Source organism: Polynucleobacter sp. MWH-HuK1 (assembly GCF_018881815.1).
Taxonomy (GTDB): Bacteria; Pseudomonadota; Gammaproteobacteria; order Burkholderiales; family Burkholderiaceae; genus Polynucleobacter.
Map to the genome: position 1 here is coordinate 1,478,478 of NZ_JACVPP010000001.1, position 14,676 is coordinate 1,493,153.

At 43.6% G+C, this 14,676-nt stretch carries 21 protein-coding genes; 13 read left to right on the forward strand and 8 right to left on the reverse strand.

Translation table 11 applies throughout. The features are described 5' to 3' along the window. Positions 1-59: 59 nt before the first annotated feature. The gene (locus ICE93_RS07585) at positions 60-626 is read left to right on the forward strand and encodes a site-specific integrase (RefSeq protein ID WP_216187021.1); all 567 of its coding nucleotides are present in this window, start codon (positions 60-62) and stop codon (positions 624-626) included. Here the strand turns inward: ICE93_RS07585 and ICE93_RS07590 are convergent. Then, entirely contained in the window at positions 619-1,518 is a 900-nt protein-coding gene (locus ICE93_RS07590) for a hypothetical protein (protein ID WP_216187023.1), read from the reverse strand. The two genes, ICE93_RS07585 and ICE93_RS07590, sit on opposite strands and share 8 nt — an antisense overlap. A 245-nt stretch (positions 1,519-1,763) precedes the next feature. Between ICE93_RS07590 and ICE93_RS07595 the strand changes: the two genes are divergently transcribed. The 8 genes from ICE93_RS07595 to ICE93_RS07630 all read left to right on the forward strand — a co-directional run bounded on the left by ICE93_RS07595 (position 1,764) and on the right by ICE93_RS07630 (position 6,484). Continuing rightward, positions 1,764-2,258: a hypothetical protein gene (locus ICE93_RS07595; RefSeq protein WP_062309802.1), complete on the forward strand. Its 495-nt coding sequence runs from the start codon at positions 1,764-1,766 to the stop codon at positions 2,256-2,258. 27 nt (positions 2,259-2,285) lie between these two features. After that, positions 2,286-2,708, forward strand: coding sequence for a hypothetical protein (locus ICE93_RS07600; RefSeq protein WP_062309800.1), 423 nt, complete (start codon positions 2,286-2,288; stop codon positions 2,706-2,708). Positions 2,709-2,774: 66 nt separating this feature from the next. Further along, the gene (locus tag ICE93_RS07605; protein WP_062309798.1) at positions 2,775-3,140 is read left to right on the forward strand and encodes a hypothetical protein; all 366 of its coding nucleotides are present in this window, start codon (positions 2,775-2,777) and stop codon (positions 3,138-3,140) included. A gap of 37 nt (positions 3,141-3,177) precedes the next feature. Continuing rightward, positions 3,178-3,474 carry a hypothetical protein gene (locus ICE93_RS07610; RefSeq protein WP_062309796.1) on the forward strand — a complete coding sequence of 99 codons (297 nt, stop codon included), beginning with the start codon at positions 3,178-3,180 and terminating at the stop codon, positions 3,472-3,474. 128 nt (positions 3,475-3,602) lie between these two features. Continuing rightward, on the forward strand, positions 3,603-4,121 hold the full coding sequence (locus ICE93_RS07615) for an Rrf2 family transcriptional regulator (protein ID WP_255554543.1): 519 nt from the start codon (positions 3,603-3,605) through the stop codon (positions 4,119-4,121). Positions 4,122-4,365: 244 nt separating this feature from the next. Continuing rightward, a complete protein-coding gene (locus tag ICE93_RS07620; RefSeq protein ID WP_255554544.1) occupies positions 4,366-4,695 on the forward strand; it encodes a hypothetical protein in 330 nt (109 codons plus the stop codon). Positions 4,696-4,760: 65 nt separating this feature from the next. Next, positions 4,761-5,444, forward strand: coding sequence for a DUF3313 domain-containing protein (locus tag ICE93_RS07625; RefSeq protein ID WP_216187026.1), 684 nt, complete (start codon positions 4,761-4,763; stop codon positions 5,442-5,444). A gap of 146 nt (positions 5,445-5,590) precedes the next feature. Next, positions 5,591-6,484: an alpha/beta fold hydrolase gene (locus ICE93_RS07630; protein WP_216188321.1), complete on the forward strand. Its 894-nt coding sequence runs from the start codon at positions 5,591-5,593 to the stop codon at positions 6,482-6,484. 64 nt (positions 6,485-6,548) lie between these two features. Here the strand turns inward: ICE93_RS07630 and ICE93_RS07635 are convergent, their stop codons facing one another. From ICE93_RS07635 to wrbA, 4 genes are all read right to left on the reverse strand, one after another. Beyond that, positions 6,549-6,734 (reverse strand): hypothetical protein, encoded by a 186-nt coding sequence (locus ICE93_RS07635; RefSeq protein ID WP_015420997.1) that lies wholly within the window; start codon positions 6,732-6,734, stop codon positions 6,549-6,551. A gap of 90 nt (positions 6,735-6,824) precedes the next feature. Continuing rightward, complete coding sequence (locus ICE93_RS07640) at positions 6,825-8,240, reverse strand: FAD-binding oxidoreductase (protein WP_216187029.1); 1,416 nt, start codon at positions 8,238-8,240, stop codon at positions 6,825-6,827. A gap of 3 nt (positions 8,241-8,243) precedes the next feature. Further along, positions 8,244-8,630 carry a DUF2069 domain-containing protein gene (locus tag ICE93_RS07645; RefSeq protein WP_216188323.1) on the reverse strand — a complete coding sequence of 129 codons (387 nt, stop codon included), beginning with the start codon at positions 8,628-8,630 and terminating at the stop codon, positions 8,244-8,246. A gap of 8 nt (positions 8,631-8,638) precedes the next feature. Next, positions 8,639-9,256, reverse strand: coding sequence for an NAD(P)H:quinone oxidoreductase (wrbA, locus tag ICE93_RS07650; RefSeq protein WP_216187031.1), 618 nt, complete (start codon positions 9,254-9,256; stop codon positions 8,639-8,641). A gap of 22 nt (positions 9,257-9,278) precedes the next feature. Between wrbA and ICE93_RS07655 the strand changes: the two genes are divergently transcribed. The 4 genes from ICE93_RS07655 to ICE93_RS07670 all read left to right on the forward strand — a co-directional run bounded on the left by ICE93_RS07655 (position 9,279) and on the right by ICE93_RS07670 (position 12,992). Next, positions 9,279-10,127 (forward strand): YhjD/YihY/BrkB family envelope integrity protein, encoded by an 849-nt coding sequence (locus tag ICE93_RS07655; protein ID WP_216187033.1) that lies wholly within the window; start codon positions 9,279-9,281, stop codon positions 10,125-10,127. Between the two features lie 79 nt (positions 10,128-10,206). Beyond that, the gene (locus ICE93_RS07660) at positions 10,207-10,662 is read left to right on the forward strand and encodes a CBS domain-containing protein (protein ID WP_216187036.1); all 456 of its coding nucleotides are present in this window, start codon (positions 10,207-10,209) and stop codon (positions 10,660-10,662) included. A gap of 43 nt (positions 10,663-10,705) precedes the next feature. Then, positions 10,706-11,821 carry a chorismate synthase gene (aroC, locus tag ICE93_RS07665; RefSeq protein WP_216187038.1) on the forward strand — a complete coding sequence of 372 codons (1,116 nt, stop codon included), beginning with the start codon at positions 10,706-10,708 and terminating at the stop codon, positions 11,819-11,821. A gap of 13 nt (positions 11,822-11,834) precedes the next feature. Beyond that, positions 11,835-12,992 (forward strand): MFS transporter, encoded by a 1,158-nt coding sequence (locus ICE93_RS07670; protein ID WP_216187040.1) that lies wholly within the window; start codon positions 11,835-11,837, stop codon positions 12,990-12,992. Positions 12,993-13,005: 13 nt separating this feature from the next. Here ICE93_RS07670 and ICE93_RS07675 read toward each other — a convergent pair whose 3' ends face one another. From ICE93_RS07675 to ICE93_RS07685, 3 genes are read right to left on the reverse strand one after another with little or no spacing between them, the layout of a single operon-like run. Beyond that, entirely contained in the window at positions 13,006-13,800 is a 795-nt protein-coding gene (locus ICE93_RS07675) for a peptidylprolyl isomerase (protein ID WP_216187042.1), read from the reverse strand. Between the two features lie 46 nt (positions 13,801-13,846). Further along, a complete protein-coding gene (locus tag ICE93_RS07680) occupies positions 13,847-14,131 on the reverse strand; it encodes a BolA family transcriptional regulator (protein ID WP_216187044.1) in 285 nt (94 codons plus the stop codon). Continuing rightward, entirely contained in the window at positions 14,128-14,676 is a 549-nt protein-coding gene (locus ICE93_RS07685) for a septation protein A (protein ID WP_216187046.1), read from the reverse strand. The genes ICE93_RS07680 and ICE93_RS07685 overlap by 4 nt, the downstream gene beginning before the upstream one ends.

The window sequence follows — 14,676 nt, forward strand, 5'->3', positions numbered from 1 at the left end:
GGAATTTGGCAAATCTGACTACAAAATATAAGTACATATAAGGCTTATTTGGAGGGTATATGGCACAAGCAAGAACACTAAATGATGATGATTTAGAAAAGGCATTGAACTACGCAGCAAGGACTAAAGCAGGGCTGCGTAATCGCGCAATATTGCTGTTAACGCACTTAGCGGGTATGCGCATAGGAGAGGTCGCTAGTGTGCGCTACTGCGACGTTTTAAGCAGCGATAACCAGGTTTTAAGTGAAATCCACTTAGCTGCTAACCAAACCAAGGGCAGCAAAAGTAGGGTGGTTTTATTGTCCGAGCGTATGCAAGCCGAGCTTGCCCATTACATTGCTGCACATCCACCAAGAGATCTTACAAAACCATTATTCCCCACCCAAAGATCATCGGGATTTACGCCAAATACCTTAACTCACGTAATAAATGGTTTATATAGACAGGCGGGACTCAATGGTGCAACCACTCACAGTGGTAGACGGGGCTTTTTATCAAAACTTAGCGAGAAAGGGGTATCTGTCAGGGTGATGATGCAGCTAGCTGGGCACAGTCAGATGTCGACAACCCAAAGATATATCGATACCCGTCCCGATATGTTGCGTAATGCGGTAGAGCTTATTTAGATGTCGCCAAAATACGAGACTTTTCCTTCTTAATCCACGCATTTTTTTCGGTGATGATTTGACTAAATTCCGCCGGATCAAATTTGACGAAATAATTGGGTTTAGATTGTGATGGAAAAACTCCTCGAGCAGCATTTTCAGCAATGTAGGCTGCTGTTTTAAGCTTGCGGGATGTCATTTGCTCTAATGTGCGCAGGCTATCAAAAGCACCAGGATCAGGGCTTCTGCCTTTTCTGTTCTTTTTAATCTTGCATTCTTCGCCGATCTGCCACAGTTTCCAGTCGGGTCTTGCCGATCTAATATAGAGAACGCTCATTGCATCAATCACATTTTCCATGTGTGTATCTTTTTCTGCCAATGAATATTTAGGCTTTGCTGGAATTGGCGGTTCTTGGATGTGCTCATCTAATAGCGCTTTTATTTCTTTAAGGACTTTTTGTCTTGTGGAGTCCAAGGGGATGGCCAACAGGATAGCAGGGGGTTTGTTCAGCTTTGGTCTAGTGCTATCCAAGAATTTGGCTACCGATGCATTTACCTTTGATTTGTCAGGATTGCTTCCTCTTGCAAATTTATAAATGGGGACTGTTCTTGAAGGGGCTCCCTGGATTCCAAATAAATCAACTCCACGCTCAACCCACCAAGTCTTAAACAGATACTTTTGCACATCGCCAAAAGCATCATAAATCTCCAGCACCCTCTCAAAGTCTGCCGGTAATCGATCTTGATCAACCTTAGATAGCCTGCCTTTCTTTGCTCTATAGCGTCTTGCTAATTCATAGCTAGGACTAAGAGCCAAAAACTCAAACCAAAAACGATAGAGGCGGTGAATCTCTACGAACTTCCCATCCTTTTGAAAGTCTGATTTGAGCACGGCTAAAGGGTTATTGGCCATATTTTGACTTCTTTTTGTTGACTAATTTATTTGAAATTATCTAAGTCAATTTAATAATAGTCAACAAAAGAATATGCTGGATTCATGGTGAAAACAAGCTGTATTTGCCATCGCTGCAGCCGCTTTTTAAGCGCTCATCTGCGTGACAGTCAGTTCTTTAAAAACCTAGTCTGTAAACAGCCCGTGCCATTTCAAAGCGCACAGCTGCCGTATTGCCAATTTTTTACTTAAACAAGGAGATTTATATGAAATCAATTTTTCAACCAGCAGTAAACGGAAAAACAAAGCGCTCTTATATGGGTGTCAATGTGATTCTGACGTTTGATACACCAGATAGCACAGGTGAGTCGCAGGAATTTTTTGATCTAGCAATTCCTGTGAATTGTCGTGAGTCTGACGCAGTTACATTTTTTGATGAGAAGCTTTTTAAGCGAATCGTCAAAAAGTGTGAGCAATTAAATCGTAAACCAAGCGACCTCATCAAGATTAGCACTTGTGGCCATTGGGATGTTTTTGAAGAAAAAACTAAACAGCCTGCATTGCCTGAATTGGGCCATAGCTGCAAATGGTTCTTCGGCAACGGTCGCACTGATCTTGATGCATGGGAGATGAGCTTGATTCATCGCTATGGATTTGGAACGGATGTCGATATGAGTTGGGTGGCTGATATGCACAATCATCCCGCTCTAAATGGATGTCTGCGAGATGCGCAACAACCTCAACAAGCTTTACCTCATTAATTTAACAATTTACTTAAAGGAACAAAAATGTTTACACAAACTAAAAACCAACCCTGCGCTGTGGCTATGTCAGATCTTGGCATTTCTACGGTAATTTTGACTGACAAGGAAGAGATTGAGCAAATTTTGCATGAATATGAAACAGCTCCGGATCATGTTTGGTGTGATGGACGCGGCAAGCGGTATATGTACTTGATGCTCAAGCAGGTTCTGCAATCTAAGGATAAGCACTTCAACAAGCACCCTGAATTAATTACTCAATCTAATCAAGACTGGGTTGACTTTTGTGATGACTGCATTTTGCTATTCCTGTTGGATGCGCATTTGCATGAGAAGCCGGTGCAGTTAATTCACCCTCAGTGTTATGCCGAGCAAATTCAACATGCGCAGTTTGATGCAACAAGCGGGCAGATGCCAGTGTTGCTTGATGGCATTCCTGTTATGCAGTAATCCGTAGAAAGGGTCAGCACTACACGCTGACCCATATTAATCATTAAACAACAAAAGGAGAATGAAATGATTCACAAAAACTTATACGTTGAACCCCATGAATTTTTGATGGAGCCTACAAAATCTAACGGCATTTGTTTGGTGTTTGAGGAAGGTATGGTCCCAGATGAGTTGCTCATCGAATCTGTTATCAATTGGGCCAAGAGCGCTCGCACACTTGGTTTCTCTGAGGATCCATATGAGGTCGAGTATGACGAAGAGGATTTTGGGGATGGCACTAATGTCTCAATTAAATGGGCGCAAGAAGTTCCAGCAGTTTCTTATGAGGTTATCAACCTAGTAGCAGGTTACCTAGATGCGAAATTCCCGGATTCTGGCTGTAAAGAGATTCAAGTCTGCATTGCTGTAGGTAGCGAGCTTATTACTCATTGATGTTCACGATTAACGCATATTGTAGAAAGGGAAAATTATGAACCGAGTTATCTCAGACTCAAATTTAAATATGTTGATTGTTCCGCTATCGGACCCTGAGACGGAGTCTTTAGAGGACTATCTTGAAGAAAAGGTGGTGGGAAAGAAGTGGGAGGAGGAGTTTGTTTGTGTTGTGGGCGCAAGCCGTTTCAAAGGATTTTCGCTTATTAGTTACGGACGATATGATCAAGCCAAATTTTCCGACCAAGAAAAAGGCGAGTTAGAGAAGAAAATTGCTCTTTATGGTCGGGAATGGTTGAAAGAAAATACTGACTTTCATCCTCTGACACATTAGTTATGCTAATTTAATTTCAGTCTACGAAAACCCAGCCAAACTTAACTGCTTTTCAACATCCCTTAAGGCCAACTCAATGTTGGCCTTTTTACTTGTTACCTTGCATAAATTAGCTGTATATTTGCCTTATGAGAATCTCAAGCAAAAGCATGATTGCTTTTCAAGTCCTTTTGGACATTGCTGCCCATACAGCTCAAGGTAGAGCCATTTCTATACCCATTATTTGTAAAAGGCAGGGGCTTTCCCACTCTTATATAGAGGCTGTTATTAGTGGGCTCAAATCGGCAGACTTTATCCGTAGCCATCGCGGTCCGGCAGGAGGCTACTCTCTACTCAAAAACCCCGACCAAATTACCTTATTTGATGTTGCGTCTTTGATGAATGAAAGTAATGATTATCGCGCCGATTTAAGTATGACCTTATGGGCTAGCTTGGATGCATACATGATTGTGCAGATGCAACAAATTACCCTAAGTTCCGCACTAAGCAAATCCCCAATCAAAATTGAGCAAAGCACTAAAGGGATCACTCAAGTCAAGGTTAGTGCACCTAGAGTTGCCCAGCCCAAACCTACTCGAAAAATCACCAAACCCAAACTAGGCCCAAACTCTGTTTTTGCTTTTGGATCTTATTTAAAGACTACTTAGAAGATTTACTTCTTTTACACAGTTTTTTACACAGTCGAATTTATAAGCTACAACCACTTGAATCTGTTGGCAATTTCAGCAGCTACGATTTCTTCTAAGCCGTAGGTCGCAGGTTCGACTCCTGCTGGGCAGGCCACCTCCTGTTGATCGTATGCTCTAAATTGTGACCTAACTGCCTATTTTGCGGTTTGCTGTGACTTAGAATGCATCAATGAACATTATTTCTTTAAAGATTTGCTCATTAATGAGCCTTATTTTTTTGCTTAGTGCATGTTCGGTGGCGAAATTAGAGGCAAGGCTTGAAGCAAATCCACAGTGCAAAGAAGTGGTAAATCCAAAAACAGGTGCTCTCATGCCGTGCCCCGGTTCGGATAAGGCTTTCTACAGGGAAGTAGGGTTAGCACCTCCAAATGCTGTGCCTGTAGCAAATAGCACCGTCACCAATACTCCGGTAGCAAAGGCACAAGCAATTCAAGCTTCAGAGCCTAAGACTATGATTCCCGCTCAAAATGATTGCAAGCCTCAGGTACATAAAAAGACTGGTGGCACATTACCGTGCCCCGCACTAGAATAATTTGAAGTAGGCACGATCTTCTGTATTAGAACCTTCTAACCAAGCAATTAACCCATGGAAACGCTATGAAAAAAATGAATGTATTGTTGGTCTCCTTTGTTGCAGTTATTACTTTGGGTGCTTGTAGCAATGCGCCGAAATTAGCCACTGAATCAATGCCAAGGTCTGGATTCTTGCCTGATTACAACCTCTTGGTGCCTGTGGCGACAAGCGATAGCGACACGCGCGTATGGAGATATCGTGTTTCTGGCGTAAACCCAGGAGCATATACTGCGGTCATTCTTGATCCAATTTACTTGAATCAAAATGCAACTATAGATGTCAGTCTTGAGTTGATTAATAAAGCAAAAGCAGCATTGCAGGAATCCATGGTCGAGGCTGTAAATGCGCGCGGCAATATTCGTATTGTTACTCAGCCCGGCCCTGGAGTAGCGCGCATTTCCGTTGGCATTACGGGCGCAGAAAGCTCAGCAAATAGTTTGCAGCCCTGGAACTTCACTCCAATTGGTTTGGCTATGAATGCTGCTGCTTATGCTGGCGGCGTTAATGCTAAAACACCTGCACTCTTAGTCGAAAGCAAAATTACGGATAGTCAATCTAAGCAACTATTGGGCGAAGGCTTAATCACCATTCAAGGTGAGTCCTTCCGCACAAATGCGGGCTCAGCAGACTCTTTCATTGCCATGGCTAAAAAAGTAGTTCGCACTGCAATGGAAACATCTGCTAATCCAACCCCAACTGGTAAATAAATGCCCCACATCTACAGCAACTTTAGTTATATTGAGTATTCAAGTAAGGGATCTGTTACTGTTGCTAAGATTCAAGCAATCGCAAATAGACAATCTTAAAAAAACCACAAGAGACTCTGTTTAGGCTCTTTTTTATTGGGTAAATGATGGCAGTTTTCTTTCCTGGATTTACAGAAAGCAAAATTACCGTTTCATCGGAAGATGGTCCAATTGAAATTGCTTATTTCATTGGTGGTAGTGGTCCACCATTATTGTTATTGCATGGCTTTCCCCAAACCAAAGCCATTTGGAGTCAAGTTGCTCCTGAGCTGGCAAAACTTTTCACGGTGGTGGCTGCAGATCTAAGGGGTTATGGCGCATCTTCTAAGCCGCATGGCAAAAAAGATCATTCCACCTATTCAAAACGAGCCATGGCTGCAGATCAACACTCGCTAATGAAAGTATTGGGATTTAATCAATTCTTTTTGCTTGGTCATGATAGAGGCGGGCGTGTTTCTCATCGTTTGGCTCTAGATTTTCCTGAGAGCGTACTTCGTTTAATGGTTCTGGATATTTCTCCAACATTAACGATGTATGAAAAAACTACAATGGCATTTGCAAAAGGGTATTGGCATTGGTTTTTCTTAATTCAACCCGAGCCTGTACCCGAAACGATGATTGGTGCAAACCCAGAGTATTGGTTAAAAAACCATATGGGTCGTCATGCTGGAACAGTTATATTTTCTGCTGAAAGATGGGCTGAATACTTGGCTAGTGCTAGCAGTCCACAATGCATGCATGCAATGTGCGAGGATTATCGTGCTGCAGCCTCAATTGATTTGATACATGATCGCTCAGATCGAGCTGAGGGCAAACACTTAAAAATGCCTCTGAAGGTTCTATGGGGGGAGCATGGCCTAGTCAATCAGTGCTTTAAGCCACTTGATGATTGGCAAGGTGTGTCAACGAGCGTCACTGGTAGGTCTGTCCCCAGCGGTCATTACATCCCAGAAGAAATCCCGGAGCTATTGATAGATGAAGCCAAGGAGTTTTTCAGGTAGGAACTGAAACTTACCGTGCTAAAACAAAAAACCCCAAAAATCAAATATTTAGGGTTTTTAAATATCACTCTGGGTGAAAGTTGTTACTAGCCATGAAGCTGATCGTACGCTCAAAGCCTAGGATACGGATGTAGCGCCAAGCAATGTCGCGATATTTGCTATCTAAATAGCCAATCGCTACTTCAGGCGTCCTTTTGGACAAGTCGATCTGTTGAATTGCACGGGCCCAACGTTTGAGTCTTGTTGACATATTTGCCACCTCCATGACCATACAACGCATGGAAAAGGGTGCGAGATGACATAAATTACAAAATATTTATCAAAAAACTGCTGAATTTCCTTAAATTGAGACCACTTTATGGGGATTCAAGATGTTTTTAGGGTCCAGTGCCGTTTTGAGCGCCTTCATAAGGTCATGAGCCACCTCGCCCTTATGAGCCCTTAAGCCATCTAATTTGAGCTGTCCAACACCGTGTTCCGCAGAAATAGAGCCTTTACATCTCTCGACCTGCCCATAGACCAGCTCATGTATGAGCTTCTCGTTGGCTTCGTTAAAGGTTTTTGGGTCTGCACCTAAGGGTGGGGCAATGTTGTAGTGCAGATTCCCGTCGCCGAGATGCCCAAAATTGATGATTCTGACGCCAGGAAACTTTTCTCTCATTAATTCATCAGTCACTCGAATAAAGCTATCAAGGGAAGAGAGGGGAATGGTGATGTCATGCTTCAGGTTCGCGCCTTCTTCAGCCTGCGCAAGCGTGATGTGTTCGCGCATGTGCCAAAACGAATTTGCTTGAGTTAAATTGCTGGCGATTACCGCATCGCTAATGATTGATTTCTCAAAGGCATCCTCCAGAATAGTTTCAAGAAGTTGCCTGACGTGATCTTCACTTTCGTGATCCGATAATTCAATCAAGACTGTATAAGGGGGACTTCCTTGCAATGGGTTAGCCATTTGCGGAAAGTGCTTTTCATTCAAATCCAACGACTCTCGAGTCATCATTTCAAAACCCGTAAGTAAAGAACTTGCCCGTTTTTGAAAGAGTGATAGCAACGTAATAGTAGATGCAATACTCTCGCAAGCAACTAAGGTTGTCCATTGTGAAACGGGTAAAGGGTAAAGCTTCATAACGGCTGCCGTGATAATGCCAAGCGTGCCTTCTGACCCAATGAATAGGTCACGCAAGTCATAACCCGTATTGTCTTTGCGCAATCCCTTAATGCCGTTCCAAATCTCTCCTTTGGCGGTGACTACTTCAAGGCCCAAGCAAAGATCCCGAGTGTTGCCGTAGCGCAAAACATTAGTGCCTCCTGCATTGGTTGCGAGATTGCCGCCAATCATGCAACTACCCTCAGCACCAAGACTGAGTGGGAACAGACAGCCATTCTCTGCAGCCTTTTCTTGGACAACTTGCAAGATGCAACCAGCCTCAAGGGTAATCGTTTGGTTTGCGATATCAATCTCGCGAATTTGATTCATTCGCTTGAGATTAAGTATCACTTGATTACCGCTGTTGTCAGGAGTTGCGCCGCCACAGAAGCCAGTATGTCCACCTTGTGGAACTATTGTAATTTGGTATTGAGAACACAAGCGTACGATTGCTGCAACTTCATTAGTATTGCTTGGCAATAAAACAGCAAATGCCTTTCCAGTAAATCGTTTGCGCCAATCAGTTAGATAGGGCGCCTTATCTTCCTCTTGAGTCAAAATATATTTTCTCTCAAGAACCTCAGATAGCTGATTGATGAATTTTTGCATTGTTTATTTATCTGCAGAAATCTTCTTTAGAGCTTTAGCCTCTTTTTTAATTGGCTTTAAATACATTAATAAGCAAACAAAACCAATAGTTGCGAGCAGTGTTTCAATTGCAGCAAGCCAAAAGTTGGCGCCAGTTTCAAGAATGCGCACTAAGCCTTCGGTTACATAAAGTAGGATCAACATTGAGGCCCACTGCATGGTGTAAACATTACCCTTCCATAGGCCGGGAATGGCAAATAACAAAGGAATACCCTTGAGCATCAACCATGATCCACCAGGGCGTAGGGGTGAGATGAACCACTCCCAAGATGCGCAAAGAATGAATAAATCTATAAAGGCCGCGGTGGCTATGAGCTGGTAGGGGTTCTTATCGAGGATCTTTTTAATCATCATGCGTCTTAGATGCCTTGCTTTTTATTGAGGTGCAGCATTAAAGCTGTTTCGGCTAAACGCTTTCCTTGAGCCTTGGCTAAACGTTGCTCTTCAAGACTGATGGGTGCACGACCGTCTGCATGGGCAAGATGGGTAACGCCGTAAGGGCTGCCACCCGTATTTGAAGACATTAGGTCTGGCTCGCTATAAGGAATGCCCATCAACAGCATGCCGTGATGAAACAGTGGAATCATCATCGTCAACAGAGTGCTTTCTTGTCCACCGTGCATGCTGCCAGTACTGGTAAAGACGCAGGCGGGCTTACCAATTAAAGCGCCATTCATCCATTCTGATGAGCTGCCATCCCAGAAGTATTTCATCGGGGCGGCCATATTGCCAAAACGGGTGGGGGACCCTAATGCCAGTCCAATGCAGTCCTGCAGGTCTGAATACTCTACATAAGGTGCCCCATCTTGAGGCACCAAGGCTTCTGTTGCTTCACAAACGGTAGAGATGGCGGGTACGGTCCTTAGGCGGGCATTTACCCCTTGAACGCTTTCAATGCCCTCAGCTATTAAGCGAGCAAGGTCCTTTGTTGCACCATAACGGGAGTAGTACAAAACTAAAATATCAGGTTGGCTCATATTGATCTCTTATGATACGGCGATGCGCCTCATTCGTAACCCCCAATTATGGCTCTCTCTTGGAAAAGAGATATGGGAGCGCAATCGTGGTCAAAATTTAAAGCAAATTGCTGCGAGCCTAGCATTTACAACGACCCTATCAATGGTCCCCATGGTGACGATAGCGACCATGTTAATTGGCTACTTGCCAAGTGTTATTCAAGTTAAGAATGCCTTTAAATCCTGGCTTTTAGATACTTATATGCCTGGTGGAATCAATCAACAAGTATTTGTTTACTTGGATCAGTTTTCTTCCCAGGCCAAGGGCTTAACATTCGTGGGCTTAGCAGGCTTAATCATTACAACAATTATGACTTTGGCTGTGATCGAGGGTGCCTTTAATCAGATTTTTAAGGTAAATAAAAGTCGACCGCTCTACAAAAAAATTGTTATTTATAGTGGCGCAACAATATTAGGGCCAATACTCCTAGGTATAGGCATCTACCTCAGCGGTGTTTTATTTAGTGCATCAGAAGGCTGGATCAGTGCGGTATCTTTTGGCTTTCAACTTGTTGCAACTATAGCGCCCATTTGCTTGGCGATTGTTGTTTATGCGGTTGTATACAAAGTGCTGCCATATGCAAAAATCCTCTGGCGTGATGCCTTCACCGGGGCTTTGGTGGCTGCTCTAGCTTTTGAATTGATGAAATTTGGCTTTGCTATTTTCTTAAGTCATACTGCCTTCTACAAGACCGTTTATGGGGCTTTTGCCATCTTTCCCCTGGGGCTGATGTGGATTTATATGACCTGGTGGATTACCTTAACTGGTGCGGTCCTTGTGGCAAATCTGCCAGAAATCCGCAGCGGCTTCATTAGGGTTATTCGTTACTAAATATGAAGGCCTAACCCTTGATTCAGAGTGGTCTTAAGTCTATATTAAATGCATATATGCATTGTTTTTTGGAGATCAAATGAAAGTTCGTGACATATTGCGCGTTAAGGGCAGCACCCTTTTTACGGTAACTCCAGATACAGCTCTGCAAACAGCCGTTCTGGTAATGAGCGAACACGATATTGGCTCCTTGGTTGTCATGGAATATGACAAGTTAGCTGGCATACTGACTTTCCGGGAGGTAATTGCTGCATTGGCAAAGCATCATGGCAAGCTTGATGGATTGCAAGTTAGCTCTGTTATGAATCAAAAGCCTTTGACATGCAATATGGAAACTGAGATTGATGAGGTCCGCCGCATGATGTTGGTTGACCATGCTCGATATCTTCCAGTGGTTGATCAAAAGATGTTGATGGGCGTAATTTCTTTCTATGACGTTGCGAAATCCGTTGTCGAAGCCCAAGACTTTGAAAACACAATGCTCAAAGCCTATATTCGTGACTGGCCTGAAGACGCTGAAAAAACAGCCTCTTAAGCTATTCTGACCCTCATTTTCTGACAAATGACATAATGTCGATATGTCAGGAAATACATTAGGCCTTCTCTTTACAGTTACCACTTTTGGTGAATCTCATGGTCCGGCCATTGGAGCGGTAGTTGACGGCTGCCCACCGGGCATGGAGCTTTCTGAGGCTGACATTCAACTTGATTTAGATCGACGTAAGCCTGGTACATCAAGACACGTTACACAGCGCAAGGAAGAAGATAAGGTTGAAATTCTTTCTGGGGTGTTTGAGGGCAAGACTACCGGCACTCCGATCGCGTTGCTAATTAGAAATACTGATCAACGCAGCCAAGACTATGGTGATATTTTGCAGACCTTTAGACCAGGTCATGCTGATTATGCATACCAGTCTAAGTATGGGATTCGTGATCCTAGAGGTGGTGGAAGATCTTCTGCGCGCTTAACAGCACCTGTTGTGGCTGCTGCAGCTATTGCAAAAAAATGGCTGCATGAGAAATATGGCACCGAGTTTTATGGCTACATGAGTCAATTAGGCGAGCTGGAAATCCCATTTAAAGATGCGGCAGAAATTGAGAAAAATCCGTTTTTTGCTGCTAATGCAGAAATGATTCCTGAACTTGAGACTTATATGGATGACTTGCGCAAAGCAGGGGACTCATGTGGCGCGCGTATTGAGGTTCGTGCTCGCAATGTTCCTGCAGGTCTAGGCGAGCCTTTATTTGATAAGTTAGATGCTGATATTGCGCATGCCATGATGGGTATTAATGCAGTGAAGGGCGTAGAGATCGGCGCCGGCTTTAAATCTATTGCTCAGCGTGGTAGCGAGCATGGGGATGAGTTGCATCCAGATGGTTTTGCTACCAATAACTCAGGCGGAACTCTTGGTGGGATCAGCACTGGGCAGGATTTACGCGTGTCCATTGCGATCAAACCCACCTCAAGCATTATGAGCCCCAAGCATTCAGTTGATCTGAATGGCAAGCCCATAATCGTTCAAACGAAGGGCCGACATGACCCTTGCGTTGGTATACGCGCAACCCCTATTGCCGAGGCAATGTTAGCCCTAGTATTAATGGATCACGCTTTACGTCATCGTGCTCAATGCGCTGATGTGCCAGCATCCGCTGCGTCCATTCCGGCTGCACAACCTGGATCTTTTCGCGATTGATTTGGCTGATTAAATGACGCCTTCGCTTCGATGGGCCTTCGGGTCCTTTTTCTTTTTATATTTTGCTTATGTTGGATTGGTATCTCCATATGCAAGCCTCTTCTTTTTAGAGAGAGGCTTTAGCGTAATTGAGATAGCGGCGCTGATGTCGATGTTGCAAGTCACCAGAATTGTTGGCCCCTTCTCTTGGGGTTGGCTGTCAGACTATCTATCAAATCGTATTAGCATTATTCGTTTTTGCGCCTGCCTGGCCGCGCTTGTTTTCTTATGTATCTATTTTTTACAAGACTACATTGGTTTTTTCATTTGGATGTTTGCTTTGCACACCATCCTGAGTAGTTTGATGCCCTTAGGTGAGTCAGCGACTATTCATGCTTTATACAAAGATAATTCTTTTGATAAACGCTATGGACGCTTGCGCTTATGGGGTTCGATTGGCTTTATAGCCATGGTTCTTGCTGCGGGCGAACTTTTCCAGCGCAAAACCATTGAGTTATATCCAATCGTAGGCACGGTAGTTTTATTTGCCTTAGCCTTCATTACCTTTTGTCTGCACGAACCAAAGATGGAGCGACGCAAATTGGTGAAGGGGGAGTTATTAATAGTTCTTTTTAATCCTGATGTCCGCTGGTTTTTACTGTCCGGTTTTTTTATGATTTTTGCGCATGCCGCTTTGTATGTTTTCTATTCCCTGTATCTATCAGACCTGGGGTACGACAAATTTCAAATAGGGCTTTTCTGGGCTCTAGGGGTTGCTGCTGAAGTTATTTTCTTTTACTTTCAAAGCAAGGTGCTTAGCAGACTGGATGTTGAAGTTATCTTGCAAGCAGCCTTTGGTATTGGCGTTATTCGTTTTATTTTGATTGCATTCTTACCTATCACGTCAGTCTTAATTGTGGCGCAATTAATGCATGCGGGCACCTTTGCCGCTCACCATAGTGCTGCCAATAAATTATTACAGCGCTGGTTTACTGGCCCCGTGCAAGCTAGGGGCCAAGCTTTAATGGCTACCATTTCGTATGGTTTGGGTGGCACGATAGGCGGTCTATGCGCTGGCTGGATATGGGAGGCGTCACAGCCTAGAGATGTTTTTGTTATGTCTGCATTTGTATGCGGTCTGGCGGGCATGGCAATCCAAAAACTCAGACCGCGACGTTACTCCGCCAGATAAAACTATAAGCCTCTTATTGAATCTTTGCCTTGGCGCGGAGTTTTTGCATCATCTCTGCAAATTTCGCTTTCTGCCAATTCTTATCAGACATGATCATTTGCTTAAGCTGATCCTTCATTTCTTCCATGCTCGGCGCTTTTACATCACGAGAGTCGATCATTTTAATAATGTGCCAACCGAATTGAGATTTAACAGGTTTATCTGTAATTTGACCGTTCTTCAGCTGAACCATAGCTTTAGAAAACTCTGGCACTAGTGCTTTATCGCTTACCCAACCAAGATCTCCACCATTTTTGGCGGAGCCTGGATCGATTGATTTATCTTTAGCAATCTCTTCAAAATTGGCCCCAGCCTTTAATTGAGCAATGATTGCTTTTGCATCGGACTCCTTTTCAACTAGGATGTGCTCTACGTGGTATTCCTTGCCAGTGTATTGGGCTTTAACAGACTCATAAGCCGCCTTAAGATCGGACTCGGCAACTCCTTCTTTTTCAACAAAATCTTCGAACACGGCAGATACTAGTACGCCAATACGTGCTTGCTCCAATTGCTCACGAACAACTTCTTTTTGAATAACACCGCGTTTGTCGGCCTCTTGCAAAATAAGTTCACGAGTCACGAGCATTTCTCGCGCCTGGTCTCGTACTTGAGGGCTGTCTGGTTGGCCTGAACGTTGAACCAATTTATCAAGCTGTGCTTTTGGAATAGATTTGCCGTTCACGATGACTGCATTTTGTGCGTATGCACCTGAAGACATAAGGGAGGCGGTGAGCAGGCTGAGTGAGAGTAATTGATGTTTAGTGAACATAGTATTTGATAGATTAAATAAAAGATGCAACCATTTTAAAGTAGCCTTAGGTAGAAACTTCATCTGGCGTTAATGCAATAATCGTCAAAGCATGAATTTCCTTAGGAATATGGCGATTTAGGGCGGCATAAACGGCCCTGTGCCGCGCAACTAGGTTTAAACCCTTAAAGTCCGAGGCAACAATTTCCAGTCTGAAGTGACCGCCACCGCTTGCTGCGCCGACATGGCCTGCATGAAGATGGCTTTCATCCTCAATCACCAAAGATTGGGTCTGAAAAGCTTTGCGCAAGTCTTGATCAAAAGCTGCAATTCTTTGTTGATTCGCATTCATTCGCTGGGGTGCTCCATATGTTTAGTGAGCCAAACGCCTTGAATAATGACAAACAGCAGCAATAATCCAGTGCTTCCAAATAACTTAAAGTTGACCCAGGTTTCCTCTGAAAATTCAAAGGCAATATAAAGATTGAGGGCCCCCATCACAAAAAAGAATGCGGACCATGCCATATTGAGTTGATGCCAAACAGAATGGGCGCTTTTTTCTTTGAGCGTTACCTGTTTACCCATCAATACCTGTATCCAGTTTTTTTGAAAAAATTGGGCGCTAATAAAAAGAGCGCCAGAAAAAAGCCAATAAAGAGCCGTTGGTTTTAGTTGAATGAATGTTTTGTCATGCAAAAAAATAGTCAAGCTACCAAACACCACAATCATTACTAAGCTGATCCATTGCATTGCATCAATTTTGCGGTGGCGATAATAGACCCAAAGTATTTGTCCGATCGTGGCTACCATCGCAACAATGGTGGCGGTGTAGATATCGGCAAGCTTAAAGGCGACAAAAAATAGGATGATAGGGAAGAGGTCGAATAAGAATTTCAT

Excerpts from the sequence above, each read along its gene's own strand:
- ICE93_RS07600 (WP_062309800.1), top strand. The coding sequence starts at position 2,286 with ATGTTTACACAAACTAAAAACCAACCCTGCGCTGTGGCTATGTCAGAT.
- ICE93_RS07670 (WP_216187040.1), top strand. The coding sequence starts at position 11,835 with ATGACGCCTTCGCTTCGATGGGCCTTCGGGTCCTTTTTCTTTTTATAT.
- ICE93_RS07615 (WP_255554543.1), top strand. The coding sequence starts at position 3,603 with ATGAGAATCTCAAGCAAAAGCATGATTGCTTTTCAAGTCCTTTTGGAC.
- ICE93_RS07620 (WP_255554544.1), top strand. The coding sequence starts at position 4,366 with ATGAGCCTTATTTTTTTGCTTAGTGCATGTTCGGTGGCGAAATTAGAG.
- aroC (WP_216187038.1), top strand. The coding sequence starts at position 10,706 with ATGTCAGGAAATACATTAGGCCTTCTCTTTACAGTTACCACTTTTGGT.
- ICE93_RS07630 (WP_216188321.1), top strand. The coding sequence starts at position 5,591 with ATGGCAGTTTTCTTTCCTGGATTTACAGAAAGCAAAATTACCGTTTCA.
- ICE93_RS07675 (WP_216187042.1), bottom strand. The coding sequence starts at position 13,800 with ATGTTCACTAAACATCAATTACTCTCACTCAGCCTGCTCACCGCCTCC.
- ICE93_RS07590 (WP_216187023.1), bottom strand. The coding sequence starts at position 1,518 with ATGGCCAATAACCCTTTAGCCGTGCTCAAATCAGACTTTCAAAAGGAT.
- ICE93_RS07635 (WP_015420997.1), bottom strand. The coding sequence starts at position 6,734 with ATGTCAACAAGACTCAAACGTTGGGCCCGTGCAATTCAACAGATCGAC.
- ICE93_RS07595 (WP_062309802.1), top strand. The coding sequence starts at position 1,764 with ATGAAATCAATTTTTCAACCAGCAGTAAACGGAAAAACAAAGCGCTCT.
- ICE93_RS07625 (WP_216187026.1), top strand. The coding sequence starts at position 4,761 with ATGAAAAAAATGAATGTATTGTTGGTCTCCTTTGTTGCAGTTATTACT.
- ICE93_RS07685 (WP_216187046.1), bottom strand. The coding sequence starts at position 14,676 with ATGAAATTCTTATTCGACCTCTTCCCTATCATCCTATTTTTTGTCGCC.
- ICE93_RS07640 (WP_216187029.1), bottom strand. The coding sequence starts at position 8,240 with ATGCAAAAATTCATCAATCAGCTATCTGAGGTTCTTGAGAGAAAATAT.
- ICE93_RS07680 (WP_216187044.1), bottom strand. The coding sequence starts at position 14,131 with ATGAATGCGAATCAACAAAGAATTGCAGCTTTTGATCAAGACTTGCGC.
- ICE93_RS07610 (WP_062309796.1), top strand. The coding sequence starts at position 3,178 with ATGAACCGAGTTATCTCAGACTCAAATTTAAATATGTTGATTGTTCCG.
- ICE93_RS07655 (WP_216187033.1), top strand. The coding sequence starts at position 9,279 with ATGCGCCTCATTCGTAACCCCCAATTATGGCTCTCTCTTGGAAAAGAG.
- wrbA (WP_216187031.1), bottom strand. The coding sequence starts at position 9,256 with ATGAGCCAACCTGATATTTTAGTTTTGTACTACTCCCGTTATGGTGCA.
- ICE93_RS07605 (WP_062309798.1), top strand. The coding sequence starts at position 2,775 with ATGATTCACAAAAACTTATACGTTGAACCCCATGAATTTTTGATGGAG.
- ICE93_RS07645 (WP_216188323.1), bottom strand. The coding sequence starts at position 8,630 with ATGATTAAAAAGATCCTCGATAAGAACCCCTACCAGCTCATAGCCACC.
- ICE93_RS07660 (WP_216187036.1), top strand. The coding sequence starts at position 10,207 with ATGAAAGTTCGTGACATATTGCGCGTTAAGGGCAGCACCCTTTTTACG.
- ICE93_RS07585 (WP_216187021.1), top strand. The coding sequence starts at position 60 with ATGGCACAAGCAAGAACACTAAATGATGATGATTTAGAAAAGGCATTG.